The following is a 22,112-nucleotide window of genomic DNA, read 5'->3' as shown; positions in this document are numbered from 1 at the left end:
CGTGGCCGTCGTCGACGGGCTACTCCCGGCGGGCGAGGGCGACGGCCTCGGTGAAACGGCGATAGCGGTCGAGTTCGGCCTCCACCGGGGCCACCACCAGTTCCCTGCCGACCTGGCCGACTTCTGCGTGTAGTGACTTCGCGGTCTTGCGCGCCCGCCGCCGGCCGCCGAGCCAGGCGACCCCCCGGGAGAGCAGGGCGATCACCAACCCGACCAGCGCGCCGCCGACCAGTGACACGGTGGGCCACGGCACCTCGCCCAACGTGGGTGACGGCAGTTCGGGCAACCGGAGATAGTCGAGGGCGAACAGTCCCGCCAGCCAGAGCGCGCCCGCCACCATCAGCGCGAAGACCAGCCACTGCAACAGGCCGACCGCCCGCCACCACCTGGGACGCCTGGCCGCGCCGTACGAGGTCGCCGCCACTGTGCGGTCCAGCCGGTCGGGCAGGTCGCCGGCGTGTGAGCGGGCCGCCTGCCGTACGGCTGCCGCCCAGACGTCCGGCAGGCCGGCCGAGGCGGACTGGGCGAGGTCTCTGATCGCGGTGTCCACCCGGGAGCGCTGGACCCCGGAGGCCGCCGGGATCGACGTACGGCCGACGGCTTCCGGTTCCGTTTCCGGGATGCCGCCCAGGCGCAGCCTGCGCAGCGGGTCGGGCCTGAACCTGCGCAGCCACCTGGTCACCGGCCAGCCCGTGGCGACCACCGAACGGTGCCGGTGCGCCTTCGCCACCGCCGCCACGACCAGCGGCACCCCGGCCGCCTCGGCCAGGGCCGCCGTCAGCGGCCGCTGCAGGCGTTCCGGCGGGACCTCGGCCTCGGCCGGCGCGCCGTGGGACGCCTTGACCAGCGAGTCCGCGGCGGTCTCCGCGTCGGCGGCCAGCCTCGCCGTCCACGAGCGCCGTTTCGACACGCGCTCGACGAGCGTCGCCCGCAGCTCGGGGACGCCCGCGCCGGTGCGCGTCGAGACGCCGATCACCGGGACGCCGGAGAGTTCGTCCTCCGCGAGGAGACGGCGCAGGTCGGTGAGGCAACGCTCGGCGGCCGAAGGGGTGAGCCGGTCGATCTGGTTGAGGACGATCACCATGACGTCACGGTGGCGGGCCAGGGGACGAAGGTAGCGCTCGTGGAGGAGCGCGTCGGCGTACTTCTGCGGGTCCACCACCCAGACCAGCAGGTCGACCATCGTCACCAGGCGATCGACCTCCAGCCGGTGGCTCAGCCGGATCGAGTCGTGATCGGGCAGGTCGAGCAGCACCAGTCCGGAAAAGTCGGGATCTGGGGTCGTCTGCGTGGAGGCTCCCGGTGCGGTGGCGGAGGGGCCGCGAGGGGAGACGGGTTCGGCGACCGGCGGAGGCGCGTCAGCGGGCGACACCGAGGCGACGTCCGACCGTGTGAAGCCCGAAGCGGGGGCATCTGACAGGGCGGCGTCCGCCGGGGTGACGTCCGAGGGCGGGGCGTCCGAATCGGCGTCCGACAGGGCGGCGGGCGAAGGGCCGGGGGTCAGTTCGTGGCGGTGCGGGATCTGGAGCCAGTCGAGGAGGGGGGCGGTGCCCGCGCCGTTCCAGGTGGCGGCCTGGGCGGTGGAGGTGGTGGGGCGGGTGACGCCCACCTCGGCGAGGAGGGTGCCGGAGAGCAGGTTGAAGAGGGAGGACTTGCCGCTGCCCGTCGCCCCCGCCAGCGCGACGACGGTGTGGTCGACCGACAGGCTCCGCCGTACACCCGCCCGTTCGATCACGGCGCGCGCCTGCTCGACCACGTCGTCCGGAAGACGCCCTTCGGCCGCCTCGACCGCCTCGCCGAGACCTGTGAGCCGGTCGTCGAGCGAGACCGCCGACTTCCGCCGGAACACCTTCACTTCCCGCCACCGCCCCTTGGATCCGGATCACCAGGCTCGGGCCTGTCACCACCGACGGTACGAGAATCACGACGTCCGCCCTCGGAACCACCGGCCTGCGGATCGTCGCGCCCGAGAACACCTGCACCCGGACGGTCACGCTCGAAGGCACCCGCTCCCGGACGGTCGCCGCCTGAGGCGTCGGACTCCGGACGGTCACGCCTTCCCGGACGGTCACCGCCGGCCGTACCGGGTTCCGGACGATCGCGCTCGAAAGCACCTGCTCCTGGACGGTCACCGCCGGCGGCACCGGGTTCCGGACGGTCGCGCTCGAAGGCACCTGCCCCTGGACGATCATCACCGGCGGCACCGGGTTCCGGACGGTCGCGCTCGAAGGCGCCGATCCCCGGACGGTCGCCGCCGGAAGTGTCGGACTCTGGGCGGTCGCGCTCGAAGGCGCCCGTGCGGGGGTGGCCGGGAGGGGTGTTCGTGGTGATGGCGGTCGCCAGGGTGCGGAGGGCCTGCGGGGTGTCGGCGGGCGGGGTTCGCGGGGCGAGGAGGGCGGTGAAGCGGGTGGACTCCTCGGTGAGCAGGTCGCGGACGCGGTGGCGGAGGTCTTCGCGGGCCTTGGCGGTGAGGGTGCGTACGGCCTGGTCGCCGAAGACGGCTTCGAGGACCTTCTGGCTGAGCACGCTGGTCCCGCCGGCGATGCCGACCTCGATCCCGGTCAGGCCGCCGGTGGAGGCGAAGACGGCGAGCATCAGCAGCAGCCCCACACCGTTGACGCCGAAGGAGGCGACCCTCGCGGTGGTCCGCCGGTCGGCGCCCTCCTGGCGGACGAGATCGAGGACGAACGCCTGCCAGTCGCGGATGGCGGCCTCGGAGCGGGCGGGCAGGTCGGCTCCGGCGCGGGCGAGGCGGCCGGTGGTGCGGACGCCGGCGCGTTCGAGCAGGTCACGTCCGGCGGGGACACCGGACCAGGATTCGAGGGCGCGCTCGGCGGCGGAGTCGGCGGCGGCGCGGATGAGCGCGCCGACCCCGCTCTCCAGCGCGACCCGCAGTTCCCTGGCCGGCACGGGACGCCCGGTGAACAGCGACACCACGCGGTCCCGCAGCCGGCCGACGCGGGTCTCCAGGCCGCGCATGAGGTCGCCGGTGCCGATGAAGTCCTGCCATCGGGCGAGCACCTCGCCGCGCAGCAACGACCCGTCGCTCATGCCCTCGTCGAAGTGGGCCATCCCGCTCTCGTAGGCGCCTCCCACCGCCTCCTCCAGCACGAGGGCGGCGGACTGCTGGCGCTCCACCGCGTCGGCGAGCGCGGGGACGCGGGTGGCGAGGCTGGCCAGCGCCCCGGAGAGGGTCTGCCTGACGACCGCGGCACGGGCCTGGGCGTCGGCGGCGATGCCGGCGAGCCAGTCGGAGATCGACCGTACGGCCTCGGCGGGCAGCCTGGCGTTCTCCTCGGGCAGCGCGACCTCCGGGACGGCGAACAGCCGGGCGCCCGCCAGCCCGTTCGCCGCCAGCAGCCGGGTGAGGTCCGCGGCCACCACGTCGGTGCCCTCCGGGGGCACCCGGTCGAGAATGATGGCCAGCGCGGTGCTGCGTTCCCTGGCCACGCGGAGGAAGCTCCAGGGCACCTCGTCGGCGTAGCGGGCGGCGGTGGTGACGAAGAGCCACAGATCGGCCGCCGCGAGCAGCTGCGCGGCCAGCTCGCGGTTGGCGGTGACCACCGAGTCGATGTCGGGAGCGTCGAGCAGGGCCAGCCCGCCGGGTAGCGCCGGGGTGGTGACCACGCGGAGGGTGCCGGGTTCGGCGCTGCCGCCGCCGGTCACCCGGGGGAGTCCCGGGAGCACGTTCTGGCCGGTGAACCATTCGGCGTCGGCGGGGCCGGTGACCAGGGTCGGCACGAGCGTGGTGGGCCGCAGCACGCCCGGCTCGGTGACGTCGGTGCCGGCGATGGAGTTGACCAGCGTGGACTTCCCCGCCCCGGTCGAACCGCCGACCACCGCGAGCAGCGGGGCGTCGACGGCGCGCAGCCTGGGCAGCAGATAGTCGTCGAGCTGCCCGGTCAGCTCGGCGAGCGCCCCGCGATCCGCGGCGACGTCGTCGATCGCGAGCGGGAGCAGCTCACCGTCGAGACACCGTCTCAGCGCCTCGACCGTCTCAAGCAGTCCCTCCCCCGTCATAAGACCGATCATTCCCCATCAAAGGAGTGCTAGGCAGCGTGAAGCGAAAGACGGCTCCCGCGCCGTGGGTGCTGTCGACCGAGATGGTGCCGCCGTGCGCGTGGACCAGGGCGGCGGCGATGGACAGGCCGAGGCCGCTGCCGCTCCCGTCGGTACGGCGGCGCGAGGGGTCCGCACGGTAGAAGCGCTCGAAGACGCGCTCGATCTCGCCGGGTCGCAGTCCTGGTCCCTGGTCGGCGATCTCGACCACCGCCTGACCCTCCTCGACGGCCACGCCGACCACGACGGGAGTGCCTTCCGGCGTGTGCCTGAGCGCGTTGCCGACGAGGTTGCCGAGCACCTGTCTCAGTTTCGCCTCGTCACCGTCGACCGTCACCGGCCCGTCCGCGTCGTCCAGCCGCTGGAGGTCGATCGTGCGGTCGGGGGCGAAGGTCTGGGCGTCGAGCACCGCGCCGGCGGCCAGGCTCAGCAGGTCGACCGGGAAGCGGTCGAGGGGGCGTTGCTGGTCGAGCCGGGCGAGCAGGAGGAGGTCGTCGACGAGCACGCCCATCCGCGCCGCCTCGCCCTCGATCCTGCGCAGCACCCGGCCGGCCTCCTCCGCGTCCTGCACGCCCGCCTGCCGGTAGAGCTCGGCGAAGCCCCTGATCGAGGTGAGCGGGGTGCGCAGCTCGTGGGAGGCGTCGGCGACGAAGCGGCGCATCCGCTCCTCCGAGCTGCGCGCGGTCAGCGCCGACTGCCTGGCCACGCCCTCGGATCGCGACCTGTCCGTGAACGCCTTCTCGATCTGGGCGAGCATCCCGTTGATCGCCCTGCCCAGCCGCCCCATCTCGGTACGGCGGTGCCGCAGCGGGACCCGGCTCGACAGGTCTCCTTCGGCGATGGCCTGGGCGGTTCGCTCGATCTCGCCGAGCGGGCGGAGGCTGCGCCGTACCAGCCAGTGGCAGGCGAGGGCGAGGGTGACCAGCACGGCGCCGCCCACGCCGGCCACGATGACGCCGAGGCGGGAGACGGTCCCCTCGATGTCGCGGAGGCTGACCGCGACCACGCGGCTCTGCCCGCCCCGGCCGGGGACGGCGATCACCCGCCACCGGGCTTCGCCGGAGACGACGGAGGGCACGGTGAACGGGCGGCCGCCGCGCAGGGCCACGTCGATGGTCGTGAGGTGCGGGAGGTCGGGCATGCCGCCTTCGGTGGACTCCGCGACGGTACGCACCAGCGTGCCGTGCCGGTCCAGGATCACCAGGTGGAACAGGCCGAACAGGCGCTGGGGGCGCAGCGCGCGCTCTTCGACGGTCACGTCGTCGGGTTCGGGACGGGCGGGCTTGCTGGCGGCGGTGAGCTGCTGGTCCACCCGGTCCACCAGATACTCGCGCAGGAGCTGGACGGCGAACAGGCCGGTGAGCGTGATCGCCAGGGTCACCAGCAGCGTCGTCGCCGCCACCAGCCGCAGCCACAGCGGGGTGCGGGCCAGCCGCCGTTTCAGCTCATCGACGAGGCGCACGGAGGACATATCCCACGCCCCGCAAGGTGTGGATCAGCCGGGGCTCGACGTTGTCGATCTTGCGCCGGAGGTAGGAGACATAGGACTCGACCACTCCCGCGTCGCCGCCGAAGTCGTAGTTCCACACGTGGTCCAGGATCTGGGTCTTGGAGAGCACCCGGCCGGAGTTGGTCATGAAATAGTGCAGCAGCTTGAACTCGGTCGGCGACAGCCGCACGATCCGGCCGTCCCGCCAGACCTCGTGCGCCTCCTCGTCCAGCATCAGGTCGGCCACCTGCAGGCGGGTGGGCGACTCCAGGTCGCCGCGGGTACGGCGGAGCACGGCCCTGATCCTGGCCAGCACCTCTTCCAAGCTGAACGGCTTGGTCACGTAGTCGTCGCCGAGCCCGAGCCCGGCGACCTTGTCGTCGACGCCGTCACGCGCGGTCAGGAACACCACGGGCAGCCGCCGCCCGGACGCCCGGAGCTGCTCGGCGACCGTGAAACCGTCGAGGTCGGGGAGCATCACGTCCAGCACGACCAGGTCAGGCCGTACCCGCTCGGCGACCTGGACCGCCTCCTGCCCGTCCGCCGCGGCCAGCACCTCGAACCCGGCGTAGCGGAGGCTGGCCGACAGCAGTTCGCGGATGTTGGGCTCGTCGTCGACGATCAGCAGCCGGGCCTCGGGTGATCTCATCGGCCTCCTCGGACGCCGAATCCGCCTCCCTGGCTGACCATGGTCGCGGCCACGGTGCCGTCGCCGCCCTTCTCGCCCTGCACCAGCACGGTGCTGCCCGGCTTCAGGTCGGCCACCTTGCCCTGCTCGGTCACCTGGATCCTGGTCTGCCCGTTGGTGGTCACGGTCACGGCCGTGCCGTCCATCGTCTCAAGGTAGATCTTCTTACCCGCCACTCGTTTGACGGTACCGGTGGTCAGGCCGCCCGTCGCACCGGGCCTGCCCGTGGACGACCGGCCCTGCGTCCCGGCCTGGCCCGGACGCTGGTTCTCCCCGGCCGGCTGCACCATCAGCCCCGGACCGGCGACGTCGCTCCCCCACAGCTTCTGCGCCTGAATGCCGCCCAGCGCGCCGGCGATCAGGAGTAACCCGGCCGCCAGCCCGAGCGTCAGCTTCGAGATGGGCCTGCGCTCCGGCCGTGCCGCGAGTTCCTCGTCGAGGTCGCCGTCGAACGGCGAGGAGGCGAGGATGTCCGTGTCCGGCTTGCTCATGTCGCTCCTGCTCACTCGTGCCTCAGTGCCTCGATCGGCCGCAGCTTGGCGGCCCGGCCGGCGGGATAGCCGCCGAAGAACAACCCGATCGCGACCGACACGCCGAGGGCGAGCACGATCGAGCCCGGCACGAGCACCGGTTGCACCCCGGCGATCGTGAACTGACTGCCGAGCACCCCGACGGCCACCCCGAGCAGGCCGCCGACCAGGCTGAGCATCGTCGCCTCCGCGAGGAACTGGCCGAGGATCGCCCCCCGGGGCGCGCCGACGGCCTTGCGGATGCCGATCTCCCTGGTCCGCTCCGTGACGGTGACCAGCATGATGTTGGTGATCCCGATCCCGCCCACCAGCAGGCTGATCGCCGCCACCGCGCCCAGCAGCACCGTGAACGTGCCCATCGCCGCACTCACCGTCTCCTGCAGGGCCGCCTGGTTGAACACCCGGTAGTCGGCGGCGGCCATACCCGAGATGCCGTGCCGCGCGTTCAGGATCGAGGTGACCTCGCTCTCCGCCGCGTCCACGGTCTCCGCCGAGGTCGCCTGCACGATGACCTGCCCGAGCGGCCCGAACCCGGTCAAACTCTGCTGTACGGCGGGCAGCGGCGCGATGGCCACGTCATCCGCGTCCTGGAACCCGGCGGAGCCCGCCTCCTTGAGCACCCCGGCCACGGTGAACGGCACGCCCCCGATGGTGATCCGCTTGCCGATCGGGTCGAGCGTGCCGAACAGGTTCTCCGCCACGGTCCGGCCGATCACCACGACCTTGCGGGCCGCGAGCACGTCGTCGTTGGTGAAGTAGGAGCCGCTGGCGACCGGCTTGTTCGAGGCGTCGAAGTAGGCCGGGTAGGTGCCGATGAGCTGCTGGATCGTGTGGCCGGCCCCTTCGTAGACCGCAGCCTGCGACTGCGCGGCGACCACCGGGGACACGGTCCGCACCGACGGCGCGCCCGTCTTGTCGGCCAGCGCCCGCGCGTCCGCGACGGTCAGGCCCTTCGCCTGGGTACGCGGCCCGGAGTCCTGCTGCGGCGCGGCCATGCGCACGCCACCGCCGCCACCGCCGCCACCCATCGTGTTCGAGGAGATGGTCAGCGTGTTGGCGCCCAGCCGCTGGATGTTCTGGGTGATCGCCTGGGACGATCCCTCACCCACCGCGACCAGCAGGATCACCGCCGCCACCCCGATCAGGATGCCCAGCGTGGTGAGCCCGCTGCGCATCTTGTTCGCCGCCAGTCCCCGTACGGCGAAGCGCAGCACCTCCAGCGCGTTCACGCCGTCACCCCCGCGAGCTTCGGCGGCGGGCCCGCCACGGGCGACCGCCGGCGATCCTCGACGACCTGGCCGTCGACCAGCCGCAGGATCCGTTTGGCGTGTCCCGCCACGTCGTCCTCATGGGTGATCATCACGATCGTCCGGCCGGCCATGCTGAGCTGGTCCAGGATGTTCAGCACGTCACGGGTGGACGCGGAGTCGAGGTTGCCGGTCGGCTCGTCGGCGAGCAGCAGGGCGGGCGCGGTGACCAGGGCTCTGGCGATCGCGACCCGCTGCTGCTGGCCGCCGGACAACTCGTTGGGCTCATGCCGGGTGCGGTCCGCGAGCCCCACCAGGGACAGGGCCGCCAGCGCCCGCCGCCGGCGCTCGCCCGCCTTCAGCCCGCCGTACGCCAGGGGCAGTTCGACGTTCGCCAGCGCGGTCATCCTGGGGATGAGGTTGAACGACTGGAAGACGAAGCCGATCTTCCGGTTGCGCAGGATCGAGAGCTGCCGTTCGTCGAGGGCGCCCGCGTCGGTGCCGTCCACCAGGTAGCGGCCGGTGGAGGGGACGTCGAGACAGCCGAGGATGTTCATCAGCGTCGACTTGCCCGAGCCCGACGCGCCCATGACGGCGACGTAGTCGCCCCGGTCCACGGTGAGCGACACTCCGCGCAACGCCCGCACCAGGGCGTCTCCCCGGCCGTACGCCTTGGTCACCGCGCGCACGTCCAGGACCGGCGGGACGTCTTCCGGCCGCCCGCTCATCGGCCGCCTCCGCCGCCGCCGATGCGGGTGCCCAGGCCGCCGCCCGGGAACCCGCCCTGCTGGCCGGTGGTGGCGGGGGTGCCCTGCCGTACGACCTGGTCGCCGTCCTTCAGGCCGGACTTGATCTCGGTCGTCAGGTCGCCCTTGAGGCCGATCTCGACGACCGTGGGGACCTGGGCGCCGCCTTTGGCGAGGACGAGCACGGTGGGCCGGCCGCCCGCCGTACGGATCGCGCTGGTGGGGACCGTCAGCACGTCGGTGACCTCGCCGGTGATGACCTGGACGCTCGCGGTCTGGCCGAGGCGGACGCTCTTCGGCACGCCGGTCATCTTGATCGTGACGGGATACTGGACGACGTTCTCGGTGGTCTTGGCCACGGGGTCGATCCGGGTGACCTTGCCGGTGGCGGTCGTGCCGGGCATCGCATCGAAGGTGACGGTGGCCGCCTGGCCCGACTTGACCTTGGTCACGTCGGACTCGGTGAAGTCGCCGACGATCTGGAGCCTGGTGATGTCGGCGATCTCGACGAACCCGGTGGAGCCGGTGTCGTCGGTGCCGCTGCCCGCGGTCCCTGCGGCCGGGCCGCCCGCCGTACCGTTGAGGGCCGTGACGGTGCCGGCGAAGGGGGCCTTCAACACGGTGCCGGCGAGCGCTCGCTGGGCCTGCTTGCGGGCGTTGAGCGCGCTGACGTACTGGGCGTAGCCGGAGGCGGTCGAGGTGTCGCCGTCCGCGGCGGCGTTCAGGCTCGCCTGGGCGGCTTCGAGGGCCTCCCTGGCGTCGGTGTCGTCCAGTTTGGCCAGCACCTGCCCCTTCTTCACCCGGTCACCGGGCTCGACCTTGACGGAGGCGACCGTGCCGCTCCCCGTGAAGCTCAGCGACCTGGTCCTGGCACTGGTGACGGCCCCGGAGGCCGACACGGAGGCCGACACCATGCCCCTGGTCACCGTGCTGGTGGCCGGAGCGGTCTCCGACCGGACGCTCGTGTTGAGCGAGGCGTAGGCGGCTCCGACCCCGCCCACCAGCAGAACGGCCAGAGCGCCGTTCACGATCAGCGCTCTGCGCCGCAACGACAAGTTCACAGTCCATCACTGTGGCCCTCTCTGCTTGACGCCGCCTCAGACCAGGCTGAGCGTTTCCTGACAGCCGTCACCCTCAGCAAACTCTCAGCTCAGCCTGAGGCGGTGCTGACCTCCGCGCCGGAGGATGTCGGGCATGAGATCGGGAGTCCTGCGCGCGGCGGTTCTGAGCGTCGCCGCCCTGGCCGTGGCGGGCGCGAGCGCGCTGTTCCTGGTGGAGACCGGCTCGCCGGCGTCCCCCGGGCGGGCCCAACTGGTGGCCGCCAAGCGGGGCACGGTCGCCGCCACGGTGTCCGCCGCCGGTTCGGCCGTCGCCGCCGACACCAGGGAGCTCGCCTTCGCCGCGACGGGAGCGGTGCGGAAGGTCTATGTCGCGCCGGGTGACGAGGTCGAGGCCGGTGACCCGCTCGCCAGGATCGACGACACCCTCGCCCGCGAGAACCACAGCGCCGCCGCGGCCGCGCTCGCCGCCGCCGAGGATTCCCTGACCAAGGCGCGGGCCACCCCGACCGCGACCCCCGCGCCCGACCCCGGCCCCGCCGCCGTCGCGGGCCCGTCCGGACGTTCCACCTGCCCCACCCCACGTCCCAGGGCCTCGGGGACCAAGCCCCGCGCCGCAGCGGCCCCGGGTACGGCGGCGCGGATCGCCCCTGTCGCCCAACCGCTTCGTGGAGCAGAGGCTCGTACGGCGACGCGGATCACCCCGGTCGCGTACCGCCATCCGACGGCCACGCCCGGCCCGTCGGCCTCGGTCGAGCCGCCGCACCCCACCGGTGAACCCGGACCGCAGCGCACCCCTGCCTACCCGCTCTCCCCCGCCCCCGAGCCGCCGGTCTCCACCCCGACCGCCAGGAAGACGCCACCACCGAGCGCCACCCCGGCTCCCGTCACGCCCACCCCGGCCACCTGCGCCACGCCCACGCCCACCCGCACCGCCGCCGCCCCCAGGAACGAGCGGCAGGCCAGGCAGGGACCGACCACGCAGCGGCAGACCGGCCGTACCTCTGCGAAGCAGACCAAGTCGGTCCCCCAGGCCGAGGCCGACCTGGCGAAGGCCGAGAAGGCCTACCAGGACGCCGAGGCGGCGCTCAAGGGCGTCACGATCAAGGCCCCCGCCCCGGGCACCGTCCTCTCGGTGGCGGGAGGCGTGGGTTCCCAGGCGGGCACCGGCACCTTCGTCACCCTCGGCGACCTCGACGAACTCCAGGTCGAGGCGATGTTCTCGCAGACCGACGTGAGCCGTCTCAAGATCGGCCAACCGGCCGAGGTCGGCCTCGCCACCCGCCAGGGCGCCGACTACCGGGGCACGGTCACCCGTATCGCCCCCACCGCCACGACCGACGGCGACCTCGTCAGGTACGCCGTGCTGATCGCCCTCGACAAGCCGCCCGCCGGTCTCCTGATCGGCCAGAGCGCGATCGTCGAGGTGACCACCGAGAAGTCGGACGACACCGTCTATCTTCCGGCCCGTGCCGTACGGACCGGGGCCGACGGCTCCGCGACCGTCACTCTGCGCGAGGACGGCGGCGACACCGAGCGTGCCGTCGGCACCGGCGTCCGGGGCGACCTGTTCATCGAGATCACCGACGGCCTGACGGAGGGCACCCAGGTGCTCCTCCCCGGCTCCACCACACCCGACCTGACCTTCCCCGGCCTCTGACGGCTGGCACGGCAGGCCGAGAAGGAGGCGATACCGCGGGCAACGGAACCGCGACCCTGAGGATCCTTCAGCTCGCGTGCGCGGCGGGCGCGGCGGTACGGCGGCGCCAGAGGCTGTCGACGGCGAGGGCTCCGCCGTTGCTGAAACCGATCACCAGGCTGGCCGCGGCGAGAGCGAGGACGAACTCGTAGCCGCCCTTGTCGACCGCGAACCCGGCCGAACCGTGCACGAAGACGATGGCCCCGATCATGTTGAGGGCGAGCAGGGTGCCGAAGATCGGGAGCGCCGCGCCGAGAATGAGCGCGACCCCGCCGACGACCTCCAGTACGGCGACGGCCGGGGCCGCGATCCCCGCAAGTGGCACGCCAATCGATTCGAACATGGAGGTGGTTCCCGAGATGCCCATGGTCGTGAACTTCATCCAGCCGTGCACGAAGAAGATCACCCCGATGGCCACCCGGCCCAGCAGCAACGTGACCGACCTAGCCTGATCCATCATGACAACTCCTGTTAGTTCGAATTTCAACGACACCCTAGTCGTTAGTACAAATTCAAACAACCTTTATGGTTGAAGGGTGACGAACTGGCTCAACGCTGGCGAGATGGCCGCCTGGCAGGCCTTCCTCAATGCATCTCACCTGCTGGAACGAAGGGTCGAGGAGCAACTGAGAGCCGACGCCGGGCTGACTCACGGGCAGTACGAGGTGCTCGCCCGCCTCTCCGCCACCGCCGACCGGCGACTGCGGATGAGCGAGCTGGCCCGCGACGTCATCGTCTCCAAGAGCGCCCTCACCTACCAGGTGAGCCGGCTGGAGGAGCGCGGCCTCGTCCGCCGCACCAACTGCCCCTCCGACGACCGCGGCGTCTTCGCCGAACTGACCGACGAAGGCATGCGCTGCCTGGAACACCTCGCCCCCGGCCACGTCGCCGTCGTCCGCGCCAACCTGATCGACCACCTCACCCCGGACGACCTCACCGCCCTGACCCGGATCATGTCGAAGGCCGAAGCCTCAATGCGCTCCACCTGAGCTCAGGCGTAGATCTCCGCCGGCGTGACGAGACGCAACCGGTCCGCCGTCGCCGCGTACGCCATCAGCCGCGCGCTGAAACCGCTGCGCGAGAAGATGTATCTCGCCACGCCATCCGTCGCCCCTTCGACATAGGGGGTAAGACGATCCAGGAGATTCAGCTCGTCGAAGTCGACCTCGCTGCCGGTCCACTTGCACATCCCGATCACCAGCGGGGTCCGGTTGCCGTCCACCCCCACGACGTCGATCTCACGCTCTTCCGTCCTGGGGCCGTTGCCGACCGGGACCTGCCCCCACCATCGCCCGACTGCGGTGACTCCGGGGACCGTATGCAGCACATGCTGCCGGCACATGTCCTCCCATGCGTAGGAGGCATGCTGGTCGAGCTGCGGAAGCACCGATTCGTCGAGATAGGCGGCGGCCAGTGCGCTGGTCCTCAGCTGTGAACGGGCGGGCTCCACGAACCGGTAGTGGAACCGGAGGAACTGGTCACTGATCGCATAGGCCGTCTTCTTCGCCCGCGGCGACGCGGTGGCGGGCCGCAGTCGTTCCACCAGGCCGAGGCGCTCCAGCGAACCGAGCACCTTCGTGACGCTGGCAGGGGTCAACCCGGTCCGCGAGGCGATGTCGTTGTTGCGGTTATGTCCGTGCGCGATCGAACGCAACACCGCGATATGACTGGTCGGATCCGGAATCGACTGCCGCAGCATCAACTCCGCCTCGTCGTGCAGCAGCCCGGTGCGCTCGAAGACCTCGGTCAACAGGTGTTCGGACAGCGGGCGGTCGTCGGAGAAACGTTCCAGATAGTACGGAACACCGCCGCAGATCGAGAAGACCCGGACGCGGTCCTCGACCGAATAGCCCGGATGAAACAGCGCGGCTTCCTTCGCGAGAAAGGGCTCCAGCTTGAGCTGGCCGGTCCGGCGTCCGTAGAGCTGCCCGGCGAGCACCTCGTCCTCGAAGAAGGAGAGTTCGCTCCCGGCCAGGACGAGGACCACCGGCAGATGCCGTCCCGTGGTTCTCCACCAGCGGCTGAGCGTCGTCTCCAACTCCTGCGACTGCGTCGCCAGCAACTGGAACTCGTCCAGCACCACCAGCGTCCGCTCGTCGCCCACGAACTGAGCAACCGCGGTGAGCGCCGCGTCCCAGCTGCCCAGGGGCTGTACGGCCAGCAGGTCGTTCCCCCACACCCGGGCGAGCTCGTCGGTGAAGTCACGCAGTTGCTGCTGCACGACGGTGTCCGTCGCCTCGAAATAGAAGGACCTCATCCCGGCGGCGAGATGGGCGAGCAGCTCGGTCTTGCCCACCCGCCGACGCCCGTAGACCACCAGCAACTCGGCCTTGTCTCCGGTCAGACGGCGGTTGAGCATGCCCAGCTCGTCGGTCCTGTTAAGAAACTCCACAGGAAAATCCTACAGAAGATAATCCTGGGCAGGAAAATCATTCGGTGGTGTCGAGGGGGAGGGCGACGCGGAAGACGGAGCCTGCGCCCAGGTCGGAGTCGACCGAGACGAGTCCGCCGTGGGATTCGACGATGGCGGCCACGATGGCGAGGCCGAGGCCGGTGCCGCCGTCCTTGGTGGCGGTGCGGCTGCGGGCGGTGTCGACGCGGTAGAAGCGCTCGAAGACCCGGTCGAGCTGGTCGGGGGCGAGGCCGGGGCCCTCGTCGGCGACCTCCAGGAAGGCGGACTCGCCCGTGGCCCCGACCCGGACCGCGACCGGGGTGCCGTCGGGGGTGTGGGTGAGGGCGTTGGCCATCAGGTTGCCGACCACCTGGCGGAGCCGTACCTCGTCGCCGGAGACGATCAGCGCCGCGCCGTCGATCGTGAGCGTCACCGTGCGGTCGGGGGCGAGCATGCGGGCGTCGTGCACCGCGTCGGCGGCGAGGGCGAGCAGGTCGACGGGGTCGGCGGCGATGGGCCGCTGGCGGTCGAGACGGGCCAGCAGGAGGAGGTCGTCGACGAGCAGGCCCATCCGGGCGGCTTCGTCCTCGACGCGGCGGAGCAGCGCGGCCGGGTCGCCCTCGGGGTTCTGGCGGTAGAACTCGGCGAACCCGCGGATGGAGGTCAGCGGGGTGCGCAGTTCGTGGGAGGCGTCGGCGACGAAGCGGCGCATCTTCTCCTCCGAACGCCGGGCCGCCGCCTCCGACTCGGAACGGGCCTGGAACGCGGCCTCGATCTGGGCGAGCATCCCGTTCAGCGAACGGGCCAGCCGGCCGACCTCGGTGCGGGGGTCGATGCCGGGCACCCGGCGGCCGAGGTCGCCGGCGGCGATCGCCTCCGCCGTGTGCTCGATCTCGGCTAGGGGACGCAGGCTCCGCCGTACCGTCACGATGCCGATGCCCGCCAGGATCAGCATCACGGCGCCGCCGCCGAGCAGCTCGATGAGGGCGAGCCTGCTGGTGATCTGCCCCACCTCGGACAGGTCGGTGGCCACCACGTAGCTGCCGGCGCCGACCGTGAGCACGCGGATCCGCCACTCGCCGCCGCCCGACTGCGCGGGGACCGTGAACGGGCCGACCGGCGAGCGGTTCGGGACGACGGGTCCGGGGATCCCCTCGGCGTCCATGCCGCTCAGGGTGACCAGGACGTGCCCGCCGCGAGCACGGACCTGGACGATGCCGTCGGGCGGCAGCCGGAGGTTCGCCACCGCGTTCGGCCCGCGCTGGCTCCGGCGCACCACCTCTCCGCTGATCATGCTGAGCTGGCCGTCGACCCGGTCGATGAGATAGCCGTGCAGCACCGACACGCTGCCCACCCCGATCAGCGCCAGCCCCAACGCCAGCAGGGCCAGCGTCGCCGCGATGAGCTTGACCCGCAGAGGAGTACGGCCGGGCATCAGGTCACTGGGGGCACGCGCAGGACGTAGCCGACGCCCCGCAGGGTGTGGATGAGCCGCGGCTCGATGTTGTCGACCTTACGGCGGAGCACCGACACGTAGGACTCGACGATCGCGGCGTCGCCCCTGAAATCGTAGTTCCAGACGTGGTCGAGGATCTGCGCCTTCGACAGCACCCGCCCCGCGTTGGCCATGAAGTAGTGCAGCAGCTTGAACTCCGTCGGCGAAAGCGGCACCGGCCTGCCCTCCCGCCACACCTCGTGGCTCTCCTCGTCGAGCTCGATGTCGGCGAAGGTCAGGCGCGGCGGCGGCGCGGACGCGTCCCCGCTCGTACGGCGGAGCACGGCCCGGATCCGGGCGACGACCTCCTCCAGGCTGAACGGCTTGGTCACGTAGTCGTCGCCGCCGAGGGTGAGCCCGCGGATCTTGTCCTCGATGCCGTCACGCGCGGTGAGGAAGACCACCGGCGTGTGCGAACCGCCGCCCCGCAGCCGGCGAACCACGTCGAAGCCATCCATGTCGGGCAGCATGACGTCGAGCACGATCAGGTCGGGGCGGTGCCGCTGAACCGCCGAGACGGCCTCCAGCCCCGCGCTCGCCGTGGCCACCTCGAATCCGGCGAACCGGAGGCTGGCGGCCAGCAGTTCGAGGATGTTGGGCTCGTCCTCGACGATCAGAAGTCGGGCTTCTGGCGAATCGGTCACAGTCTCCATCTTGGCCCGGTCGTCTGAGAATCCTGTTAAAGCCATCCTGTCACGTACCCGATATAACGTCCGCGATGTGGCGCGCGATCGCGAGGCTGGACGTGGCGGCGGGCGAGGGGGCGTTGCGGAGCAGCACGACACGGCCGTGCACGTCGATGACGAAGTCGTCGGCCAGCGACCCGTCACGACGCACCGCCTGGGCCCGCACCCCGCTCGTGGTGCCCGCCACCTCGGCGTGTCGGATCCTGGGGACGAAGATCGTGGCGGCGTTGAGCATGGCCTGCCTGCGCAGCGAGCCGTACACCTCGCGGATTCCGGTGCGCCAGTGTCGCCTGGCCAGCCGCAGGGTGCCGCCGTAGGTCAGGATCCGCCGCAGGTCGCCGGGTTTCACATCGCGCCAGGAGTAGCCCTCGTAGGCCAGCGCCATCACCGCGTTGGGCCCGACGAGCAGGTCGCCGCCGATCGTGCGCGTCAGGTGGACTCCGAGGAAGGGGTAACGCGGATCGGGCACCGGGTAGATCAGGTTGTGCACCAGATCCTTCGCCGCGTCGGACATCACCAGATATTCACCCCGGAATGGGATGATCCTCACGTCTCCCGAACGTTTCGCCATCCCGGCGACCGCGTCCGTGCCCAGCCCGGCGCACGAGACCAGCCGGTCGAAGGCGAATATGCGACCCCCCGCGACCACTTCCACCTTGCCCGCCCGCTCCCGCATGGCCCGCACCGGATGCGACAGCCGTACGGAGCCGCCCAGCTCCGCCACGTCGGCGGCGAGCCTGCGGGCGATCGCGGGGAAGTCGGCGATGGCGGTGTGCGGCGAGTGGACGGCCGCGACGCCCGTGACGTTCGGCTCCAGCCTGCGGATCTCCCGCGCGTCAAGCTCACGGATGCCGGGCACGCCGTTCTGCCGGGCCCGCTCGGCGATGTCGTGGAGCCGGCCCGCCTCCAGCGGCGAGGTGGCCACGACGAGCTTCCCCACCTCCTCGTACGGCAGGGCGTGCTCGGCGCAGTACTCCTTGAGCATCGCCACCCCCTCCCGGCACAGCCTGGCCTTCAGCGAACCCGGAGGGTAGTAGATGCCGGCGTGCACGACCCCGCTGTTGTGCCCGGTCTGGTGAGCGCCGACCCGGTCCTCCTTTTCGAGCACCGTCACCTCGGCCCCGCGACCGCGCGCCAGCTCCCTGGCGACCGCCAGCCCGACGATGCCCGCCCCGATCACGCCGATCCGTTCGCTCACCCGACGACGCTAACGCCACTCCGGTACAGAGGGGGGCTTTTCGGGAGATCGAACTGACGTTCGGTACAGTAGACGGGTGTATGTGCCACCGGACTGGCCCCCCGCGGTCCTCCCGCCGGGGAGCCCCGACTGGGAGGCGTCCGCGGTGATCTGGCTGCTCGACGCGGTCCCGCCCGACTACCGGGCGTACGGCGTGCTGCGCCGGCATCCGCTGGCCCTGGCCAGGATGGCCGGCTACCACGTGCGCTCGTCCGTCGAGGCCGCCAGGACCGGTTACCGGGGAGCCGCCGTCGATCTCAAGGACCACCTGCCGCCGCACGTCATCGAGGCCGTCCTTGAGGCGTACCGCGAGGAAGGACCCCGGCTCGTCCGCCTCGCCACAGCCATCGACCTCGTAGAGCGCGCCCTGCGCGGCGAACTATTCACCGCCCGCATGTGATCGGGCCCTCCCATCGGGCCACCTCTGATCATCGCTGTCTTGATCATTGCTGTCTGATCGTCGCGGCGGTGAACCTCGCCGATTTTCTGATCGTCTCGTCAAGTCGGGGGTGTGAGCGCCGCCATCGGCACACGTAGAGGGCATGATGGCGGGATGGGGGTAATGATCCGAACGGCGACCGCGCTCACCATGCTGCTCACCTTCCCCGCGGTCAGCAGCACCGCAGCCGATGCCGCCGACACCACGGCCGCCTCGACCGCCACCGCCCAAAGCTCGGACCAAAGCTCGGTCGACGGTGAGCGGCTCGTCTTCCGCTTCCGTGATCCGCGGATCACCGAGTCGAGCGGCCTGGCCGTCTCCCCCGCCCACGAAGGCATCGTCTACACCCACAACGACAGCGACGCCGCCCCCGTGATCTACGCCGTGGGCCCGCACGGCCGTACCCGCGCCGCCCTCACCATCAGCGGCGCCGAAGCCCGTGACTGGGAAGGCATCGCCGTCTCCACCGACCCCGAGACCGGCCGGGGCGTGCTCTGGATCGCCGACATCGGCGACAACCTCGACGGCGCCTGGTCCGACATCTCCGTCTACCGCGTCCTCGAACCCACCAAACTCCGCGACGCGACCCTCCTCGCCACCCGTTATCGCTTCCGCTACGACGACGGCGCGCGTAACGCGGAGGGCATCATGATCAACCCCAGGACGAACCGCCTCTACGTCGTGAGCAAGGAGTTCGCCGGTTCGATCTACCAGGCTCCACGGAAACTCCGCGCCAACCGCCCCAACATCCTCCGCAAGGTCACCTCCGCCCCCCTGATGGCCACCGACGCCGCCTACTCCCCCGACGGCTCCACCTTCGTCATCCGCACCTACTTCTCCGCCACCCTCTACAGCGCCCCCGGCAAGATGATCCGCCAGATCTCCATGCCCTCGCTCAAGCAGGCGGAGTCGATCACCTACACCCGCGACGGCAAGGCACTCCTGGTCGGCAGCGAAGGCGTCAAAAGCCCCGTCTACGAAGTCCCCCTCCCCGCTGATCTCCTCCCGGCCCCGAAACCCAGCGCCTCCCCGCCGAGAAGCCAGCCGCCGCAGACACCCGCCGACATCTCCGCCTCCGCCACCTCCCCCACGGCCGTCGGCCCCTTCGACGGCCTGTCCCGGAACCTGATCCTCCTCGGCCTGGCCCTGGCCGCCGCCGTCACCACCGTGATCATCCTCATCGCCCGCCGAACCCGCTGAGCCCGCCGAACCCGCTGAGCCCGCTGAGCACCCGCCGGCTTGAGCCGTAACCCTGCTGGTGCGAAGCGCATAAGCCCGCTGAGCAAGTACGCAACCCGCTGAACCGCCCGTGAGCCGGTTGAGCCCATAAGCCAGTGACCCGGCTGAACCCGTGAGCCGGTCGAGCCGGTCGGGTCGTGCAGCCGCTGTGACGCCATCGCCACGGTCGAGTCGACCGGCCACGCCTGCCCCGGGTACGCCGCCAGATAGGGCGATGCCGAATCGTCGAATGCCCAACTTTCGGGATAAGCAACCAAGGTTGACTAGTGCCAGATTAGTCAACTACGGTTGCTTGCGTTCCCCCTTGTGGCACGGCCGGCCGATCGAACTGGAGCGGTGGTGTGCCGGGAAATCCCTAATCTGAGGACGATGAATGAAACGGGTAGCTGCTGTGCTCGCCGCGCTGGCGGTGGGAGCCGGGGTGCTGGCCGGGACCGGGATCGCCGGCGCCGAGGCCCCCCTAAGCCGCTTCTACGAGCAGGACGTCACGTGGAAAGCCTGCGGGGACACCGCGCTGGACCAGGCGGGGGCCCAATGTGCCGAGGTCACGGTGCCGCTGGACTACTCCAAGCCGCAGGACCGCACGATCAAGGTGGCGATCTCACGGCTCAAGGCCACCGACACCGAGCACCGGCGCGGGATCATGCTCTCCAACCCCGGTGGGCCCGGTGGCGCGGGCCTGCACTTCATGCTCTACATCAAAGGGGCGATGACCCCCGAGGTGTCCTCCCGCTACGACCTGATCGGCATGGATCCGCGGGGCATCGGGCGGAGCGCGGCGATCGAGTGCGCGTGGCCCATCGGTCACATGCTCTGGTCGGCCGGGCTGAAAAGGGAAGACTTCAGCGACGCCGTACGGACTCAGGCCGATCTCGCGCGGCGGTGTGCGCGGAAGGAGGGCGACAGGATCGGCCACATCACCACCCGCAACACCGCGCGGGACATGGATGTCATCCGCGGCGCCCTGGGCGAGGCGAAGGTCTCCTACTTCGGCATGTCCTACGGCACCTACCTCGGCGCGGTCTTCACCCAGATGTTCCCGCACCGCGGCGACCGGATCGTGCTGGACAGCGCGATCGACCCGGCCGCCTACATGGCCGGATCGATCAGAAACCAAGGCGCGGTCAACGAGGCCGCGCTCGATGAGTGGGCGAGTTGGACCGCCGCCCGCGACGCCGATTACCACCTCGGCACGACAGGGCGGCAGGTGCGGGACCGGGTCCAGGTTCTGATCAGGCAGGCGGCCGACTCGCCGATCCGCATCGGCGAGCATCTCCTGGACGAGCGTTTCCTGCCCATGACGCTGTTCACGCTGCTGCCCGACGCCCGCTACAACGCCCACCTGGCCGGACGGGTGCGGCAGATCGCTGACGCGGCCGAGGGCAAGCCGATGCAGCCGAGCAAGGACTTCGACGACGAACTGCGCTTCACGCTGAAGGGCCGGCCGCAGGACCTGTCCAGCCAGGCGGCCGTGATCTGCGGTGACGCCCCCGTGCCGCGCGATCCGGAATGGTACTGGCGCAACATCCAGCGCAGCCGGGCCGACCAACCGGTGTTCGGGCCGTACGCGAACAACATCACGGCGTGCGCATCCTGGGCGCCGCCCCGCGAACCCAGGACCATCGTGCGCAACGACGTCCCCGCCCTGATCGTCCAGGCCACCCGCGACACCCGCACCGTCTATCAGGAAGGCGTGAACCTGCACCGGGCGATGTCCGCCTCCCGCTTGGTCACCCTCCAGGATGTGCGCATGCACGGGATCTTCGGCCGCCTGCCGAACGCCTGCGTGGAGGACGCGGTGAACACCTACTTCCGCGACGGCACCCTGCCCGCCGCCAACGTCACCTGCCACGCGGGCTGACCTTTGCCGCAGTGGCACGGACCGGTGGCGTCCAGGCGGGAGCTAACCCGGTGAACCGGCGTCCGGCGGCAGGCGGCGATCGTAGGCGTCGTGGGCGGTGTCGATCTCCTCGATGTGCCGCTCGGCCCACTGCGTCACGGTTCGCAGGACGGGCAGGAGGCTCTGGCCCAGAGGGGTGAGCGCGTAGTCCACGCGTGGCGGGACGGCGGCGGTGATCGTGCGGGAGACCAGGCCGTCGCGTTCGAGGTGGCGCAGGGTCTGGGTGAGCATCTTCTGACTCGCCCCGGCGATCGTGCGTGCCAGGTCGCTGTAGCGGCGAGGGCCCTCGGCCAGTTCCTTGAGGAGCAGGGCGACCCATTTGTCGCCGATGCGATCCAGCAGGCGGTTGGTCGGGCAGGAGGCGAAGCGGGCCTGGTGCGAGGACCGGTCCTCCGCGCGTCGCCGGCCGGCGGTACGAGTGCTCATGGCATCCCTTCGCGTGCGCAAGCCACCTTGAAGTGCGTACTTCCCGCCAACGGTAGCGCTGCCTACTTTGCTGGTTGACCCGCCCAATCAAGGAGGACGAAACCATGACGACGATCGGCATCCTCGGCTCGGGAAACGTGGCCCGGGCTCTCGCCGGCAGGCTGCGCGAAGCGGGGCACGAAATGACCGTCGGCTCCCGCGACCCGGAGGGGCCGGTGGCCGCCGAGTGGGCCGGGACGGGCGTGCGCGTCGCCGGACTGCCCGAGGCGGCCGGCTCCGCCGAGGTGGTCGTCAACGCGATGCCGGGCTGGGCGTCGCTGGAGGTGCTCACCGGTCTCGCGACGCTGTCCCCGGGCCAGGTCCTGATCGACATCGCGAACGCCACGGAGTTCGACGCGAACGGCTTCGCATCCGCCCCCCTGTATCCCGGCGGCAGCCTCGCAGAGGAGATCCAGCGGGCGCTGCCCGGGGTCCGCGTGGTGAAGACGCTCAACACCATGCACGAATCGGTCATGGCCGACCCCGGGAGGCTCGCCAGCCCGCCCTCCGCGTTCGTGTCCGGCGACGACACCGGCGCGAAGCAGGTCGTCATCGGCCTGCTCGGCGATCTGGGCTGGCCGAGAGACTGGATCATCGATCTCGGGGGCGTGCGGACCGCCCGGGTGCCCGAGGCGTTCGTGCTGATGGTCGGCGATCTCGTCCGCGCGCTGGGCCCGGTCCCCTTCGGCCTGTCCGTGGCCCGATGAGCGGTGATCCCGGTCACCGGCGCCCGGAGACATGAC

20 protein-coding genes are annotated in these 22,112 nt (G+C 71.2%); 6 read left to right on the top strand and 14 right to left on the bottom strand.

Translation table 11 applies throughout. The annotated features are described in order from the left end of the window. Positions 1–19 precede the first annotated feature (19 nt). From MBA17_RS42560 to MBA17_RS42525, 8 genes are read right to left on the bottom strand one after another with little or no spacing between them, the layout of a single operon-like run. Positions 20–1,855 (bottom strand): GTPase family protein, encoded by a 1,836-nt coding sequence (locus tag MBA17_RS42560; protein WP_238503622.1) that lies wholly within the window; start codon positions 1,853–1,855, stop codon positions 20–22. Then, entirely contained in the window at positions 1,852–4,020 is a 2,169-nt protein-coding gene (locus MBA17_RS42555) for an ABC transporter (RefSeq protein WP_238503621.1), read from the bottom strand. The genes MBA17_RS42560 and MBA17_RS42555 overlap by 4 nt, the downstream gene beginning before the upstream one ends. After that, positions 3,998–5,530, bottom strand: coding sequence for a sensor histidine kinase (locus MBA17_RS42550; protein ID WP_238503620.1), 1,533 nt, complete (start codon positions 5,528–5,530; stop codon positions 3,998–4,000). Before MBA17_RS42550 ends, MBA17_RS42555 begins: the two co-directional genes overlap by 23 nt. After that, positions 5,505–6,197, bottom strand: a complete 693-nt coding sequence (locus tag MBA17_RS42545) for a response regulator transcription factor (RefSeq protein ID WP_238503619.1) — start codon at positions 6,195–6,197, stop codon at positions 5,505–5,507. The genes MBA17_RS42550 and MBA17_RS42545 overlap by 26 nt, the downstream gene beginning before the upstream one ends. Continuing rightward, on the bottom strand, positions 6,194–6,727 hold the full coding sequence (locus tag MBA17_RS42540) for a hypothetical protein (RefSeq protein ID WP_238503618.1): 534 nt from the start codon (positions 6,725–6,727) through the stop codon (positions 6,194–6,196). The genes MBA17_RS42545 and MBA17_RS42540 overlap by 4 nt, the downstream gene beginning before the upstream one ends. A gap of 11 nt (positions 6,728–6,738) precedes the next feature. Next, complete coding sequence (locus MBA17_RS42535) at positions 6,739–7,995, bottom strand: ABC transporter permease (RefSeq protein ID WP_238503617.1); 1,257 nt, start codon at positions 7,993–7,995, stop codon at positions 6,739–6,741. After that, a complete protein-coding gene (locus tag MBA17_RS42530; protein WP_238503616.1) occupies positions 7,992–8,741 on the bottom strand; it encodes an ABC transporter ATP-binding protein in 750 nt (249 codons plus the stop codon). The genes MBA17_RS42535 and MBA17_RS42530 overlap by 4 nt, the downstream gene beginning before the upstream one ends. Beyond that, a complete protein-coding gene (locus MBA17_RS42525; protein WP_238503615.1) occupies positions 8,738–9,820 on the bottom strand; it encodes an efflux RND transporter periplasmic adaptor subunit in 1,083 nt (360 codons plus the stop codon). The genes MBA17_RS42530 and MBA17_RS42525 overlap by 4 nt, the downstream gene beginning before the upstream one ends. 133 nt (positions 9,821–9,953) lie before the next feature. On the opposite strand from MBA17_RS42525, the gene MBA17_RS42520 reads away from it, so the two are divergent. Continuing rightward, on the top strand, positions 9,954–11,477 hold the full coding sequence (locus MBA17_RS42520) for an HlyD family efflux transporter periplasmic adaptor subunit (protein ID WP_238503614.1): 1,524 nt from the start codon (positions 9,954–9,956) through the stop codon (positions 11,475–11,477). Positions 11,478–11,544: 67 nt separating this feature from the next. On the opposite strand, the gene MBA17_RS42515 is transcribed toward MBA17_RS42520, so the two are convergent. Next, positions 11,545–11,976, bottom strand: a complete 432-nt coding sequence (locus MBA17_RS42515; RefSeq protein WP_238503613.1) for a DoxX family protein — start codon at positions 11,974–11,976, stop codon at positions 11,545–11,547. 76 nt (positions 11,977–12,052) lie between these two features. Between MBA17_RS42515 and MBA17_RS42510 the strand changes: the two genes are divergently transcribed. Further along, a complete protein-coding gene (locus MBA17_RS42510; RefSeq protein ID WP_238503611.1) occupies positions 12,053–12,505 on the top strand; it encodes a MarR family winged helix-turn-helix transcriptional regulator in 453 nt (150 codons plus the stop codon). Between the two features lie 2 nt (positions 12,506–12,507). Here the strand turns inward: MBA17_RS42510 and MBA17_RS50780 are convergent, their stop codons facing one another. From MBA17_RS50780 to lhgO, 4 genes are read right to left on the bottom strand one after another with little or no spacing between them, the layout of a single operon-like run. Then, a complete protein-coding gene (locus MBA17_RS50780; RefSeq protein ID WP_238503609.1) occupies positions 12,508–13,908 on the bottom strand; it encodes an ATP-binding protein in 1,401 nt (466 codons plus the stop codon). 37 nt (positions 13,909–13,945) lie between these two features. Further along, complete coding sequence (locus MBA17_RS42500) at positions 13,946–15,343, bottom strand: sensor histidine kinase (protein ID WP_238503608.1); 1,398 nt, start codon at positions 15,341–15,343, stop codon at positions 13,946–13,948. Further along, entirely contained in the window at positions 15,343–16,047 is a 705-nt protein-coding gene (locus tag MBA17_RS42495) for a response regulator transcription factor (RefSeq protein WP_455432963.1), read from the bottom strand. The genes MBA17_RS42500 and MBA17_RS42495 overlap by 1 nt, the downstream gene beginning before the upstream one ends. A gap of 49 nt (positions 16,048–16,096) precedes the next feature. Beyond that, positions 16,097–17,287 (bottom strand): L-2-hydroxyglutarate oxidase, encoded by a 1,191-nt coding sequence (gene lhgO / locus MBA17_RS42490; RefSeq protein WP_238503606.1) that lies wholly within the window; start codon positions 17,285–17,287, stop codon positions 16,097–16,099. Between the two features lie 76 nt (positions 17,288–17,363). Here lhgO and MBA17_RS42485 point away from each other — a divergent pair, with 76 nt between their 5' ends. The 3 genes from MBA17_RS42485 to MBA17_RS42475 all read left to right on the top strand — a co-directional run bounded on the left by MBA17_RS42485 (position 17,364) and on the right by MBA17_RS42475 (position 20,865). After that, on the top strand, positions 17,364–17,726 hold the full coding sequence (locus MBA17_RS42485) for a hypothetical protein (RefSeq protein WP_238503605.1): 363 nt from the start codon (positions 17,364–17,366) through the stop codon (positions 17,724–17,726). Between the two features lie 153 nt (positions 17,727–17,879). After that, positions 17,880–18,965, top strand: a complete 1,086-nt coding sequence (locus tag MBA17_RS50000) for a hypothetical protein (RefSeq protein WP_274386805.1) — start codon at positions 17,880–17,882, stop codon at positions 18,963–18,965. 412 nt (positions 18,966–19,377) lie between these two features. Further along, entirely contained in the window at positions 19,378–20,865 is a 1,488-nt protein-coding gene (locus MBA17_RS42475; protein WP_238503604.1) for an alpha/beta hydrolase, read from the top strand. Positions 20,866–20,907: 42 nt separating this feature from the next. Here MBA17_RS42475 and MBA17_RS42470 read toward each other — a convergent pair whose 3' ends face one another. Next, entirely contained in the window at positions 20,908–21,330 is a 423-nt protein-coding gene (locus tag MBA17_RS42470; RefSeq protein ID WP_238503603.1) for a winged helix-turn-helix transcriptional regulator, read from the bottom strand. A gap of 104 nt (positions 21,331–21,434) precedes the next feature. Here MBA17_RS42470 and MBA17_RS42465 point away from each other — a divergent pair, with 104 nt between their 5' ends. Beyond that, positions 21,435–22,076, top strand: a complete 642-nt coding sequence (locus MBA17_RS42465) for an NADPH-dependent F420 reductase (RefSeq protein ID WP_238503602.1) — start codon at positions 21,435–21,437, stop codon at positions 22,074–22,076. Positions 22,077–22,112 lie beyond the last annotated feature (36 nt).

The organism is Dolomitihabitans soli, assembly GCF_022213955.1.
Classification (GTDB): domain Bacteria; phylum Actinomycetota; class Actinomycetes; order Streptosporangiales; family Streptosporangiaceae; genus Streptosporangium_A; species Streptosporangium_A soli.
Note: the sequence above shows the minus strand (reverse complement) of the source record. Positions and strands in the feature narration are given on the sequence as shown.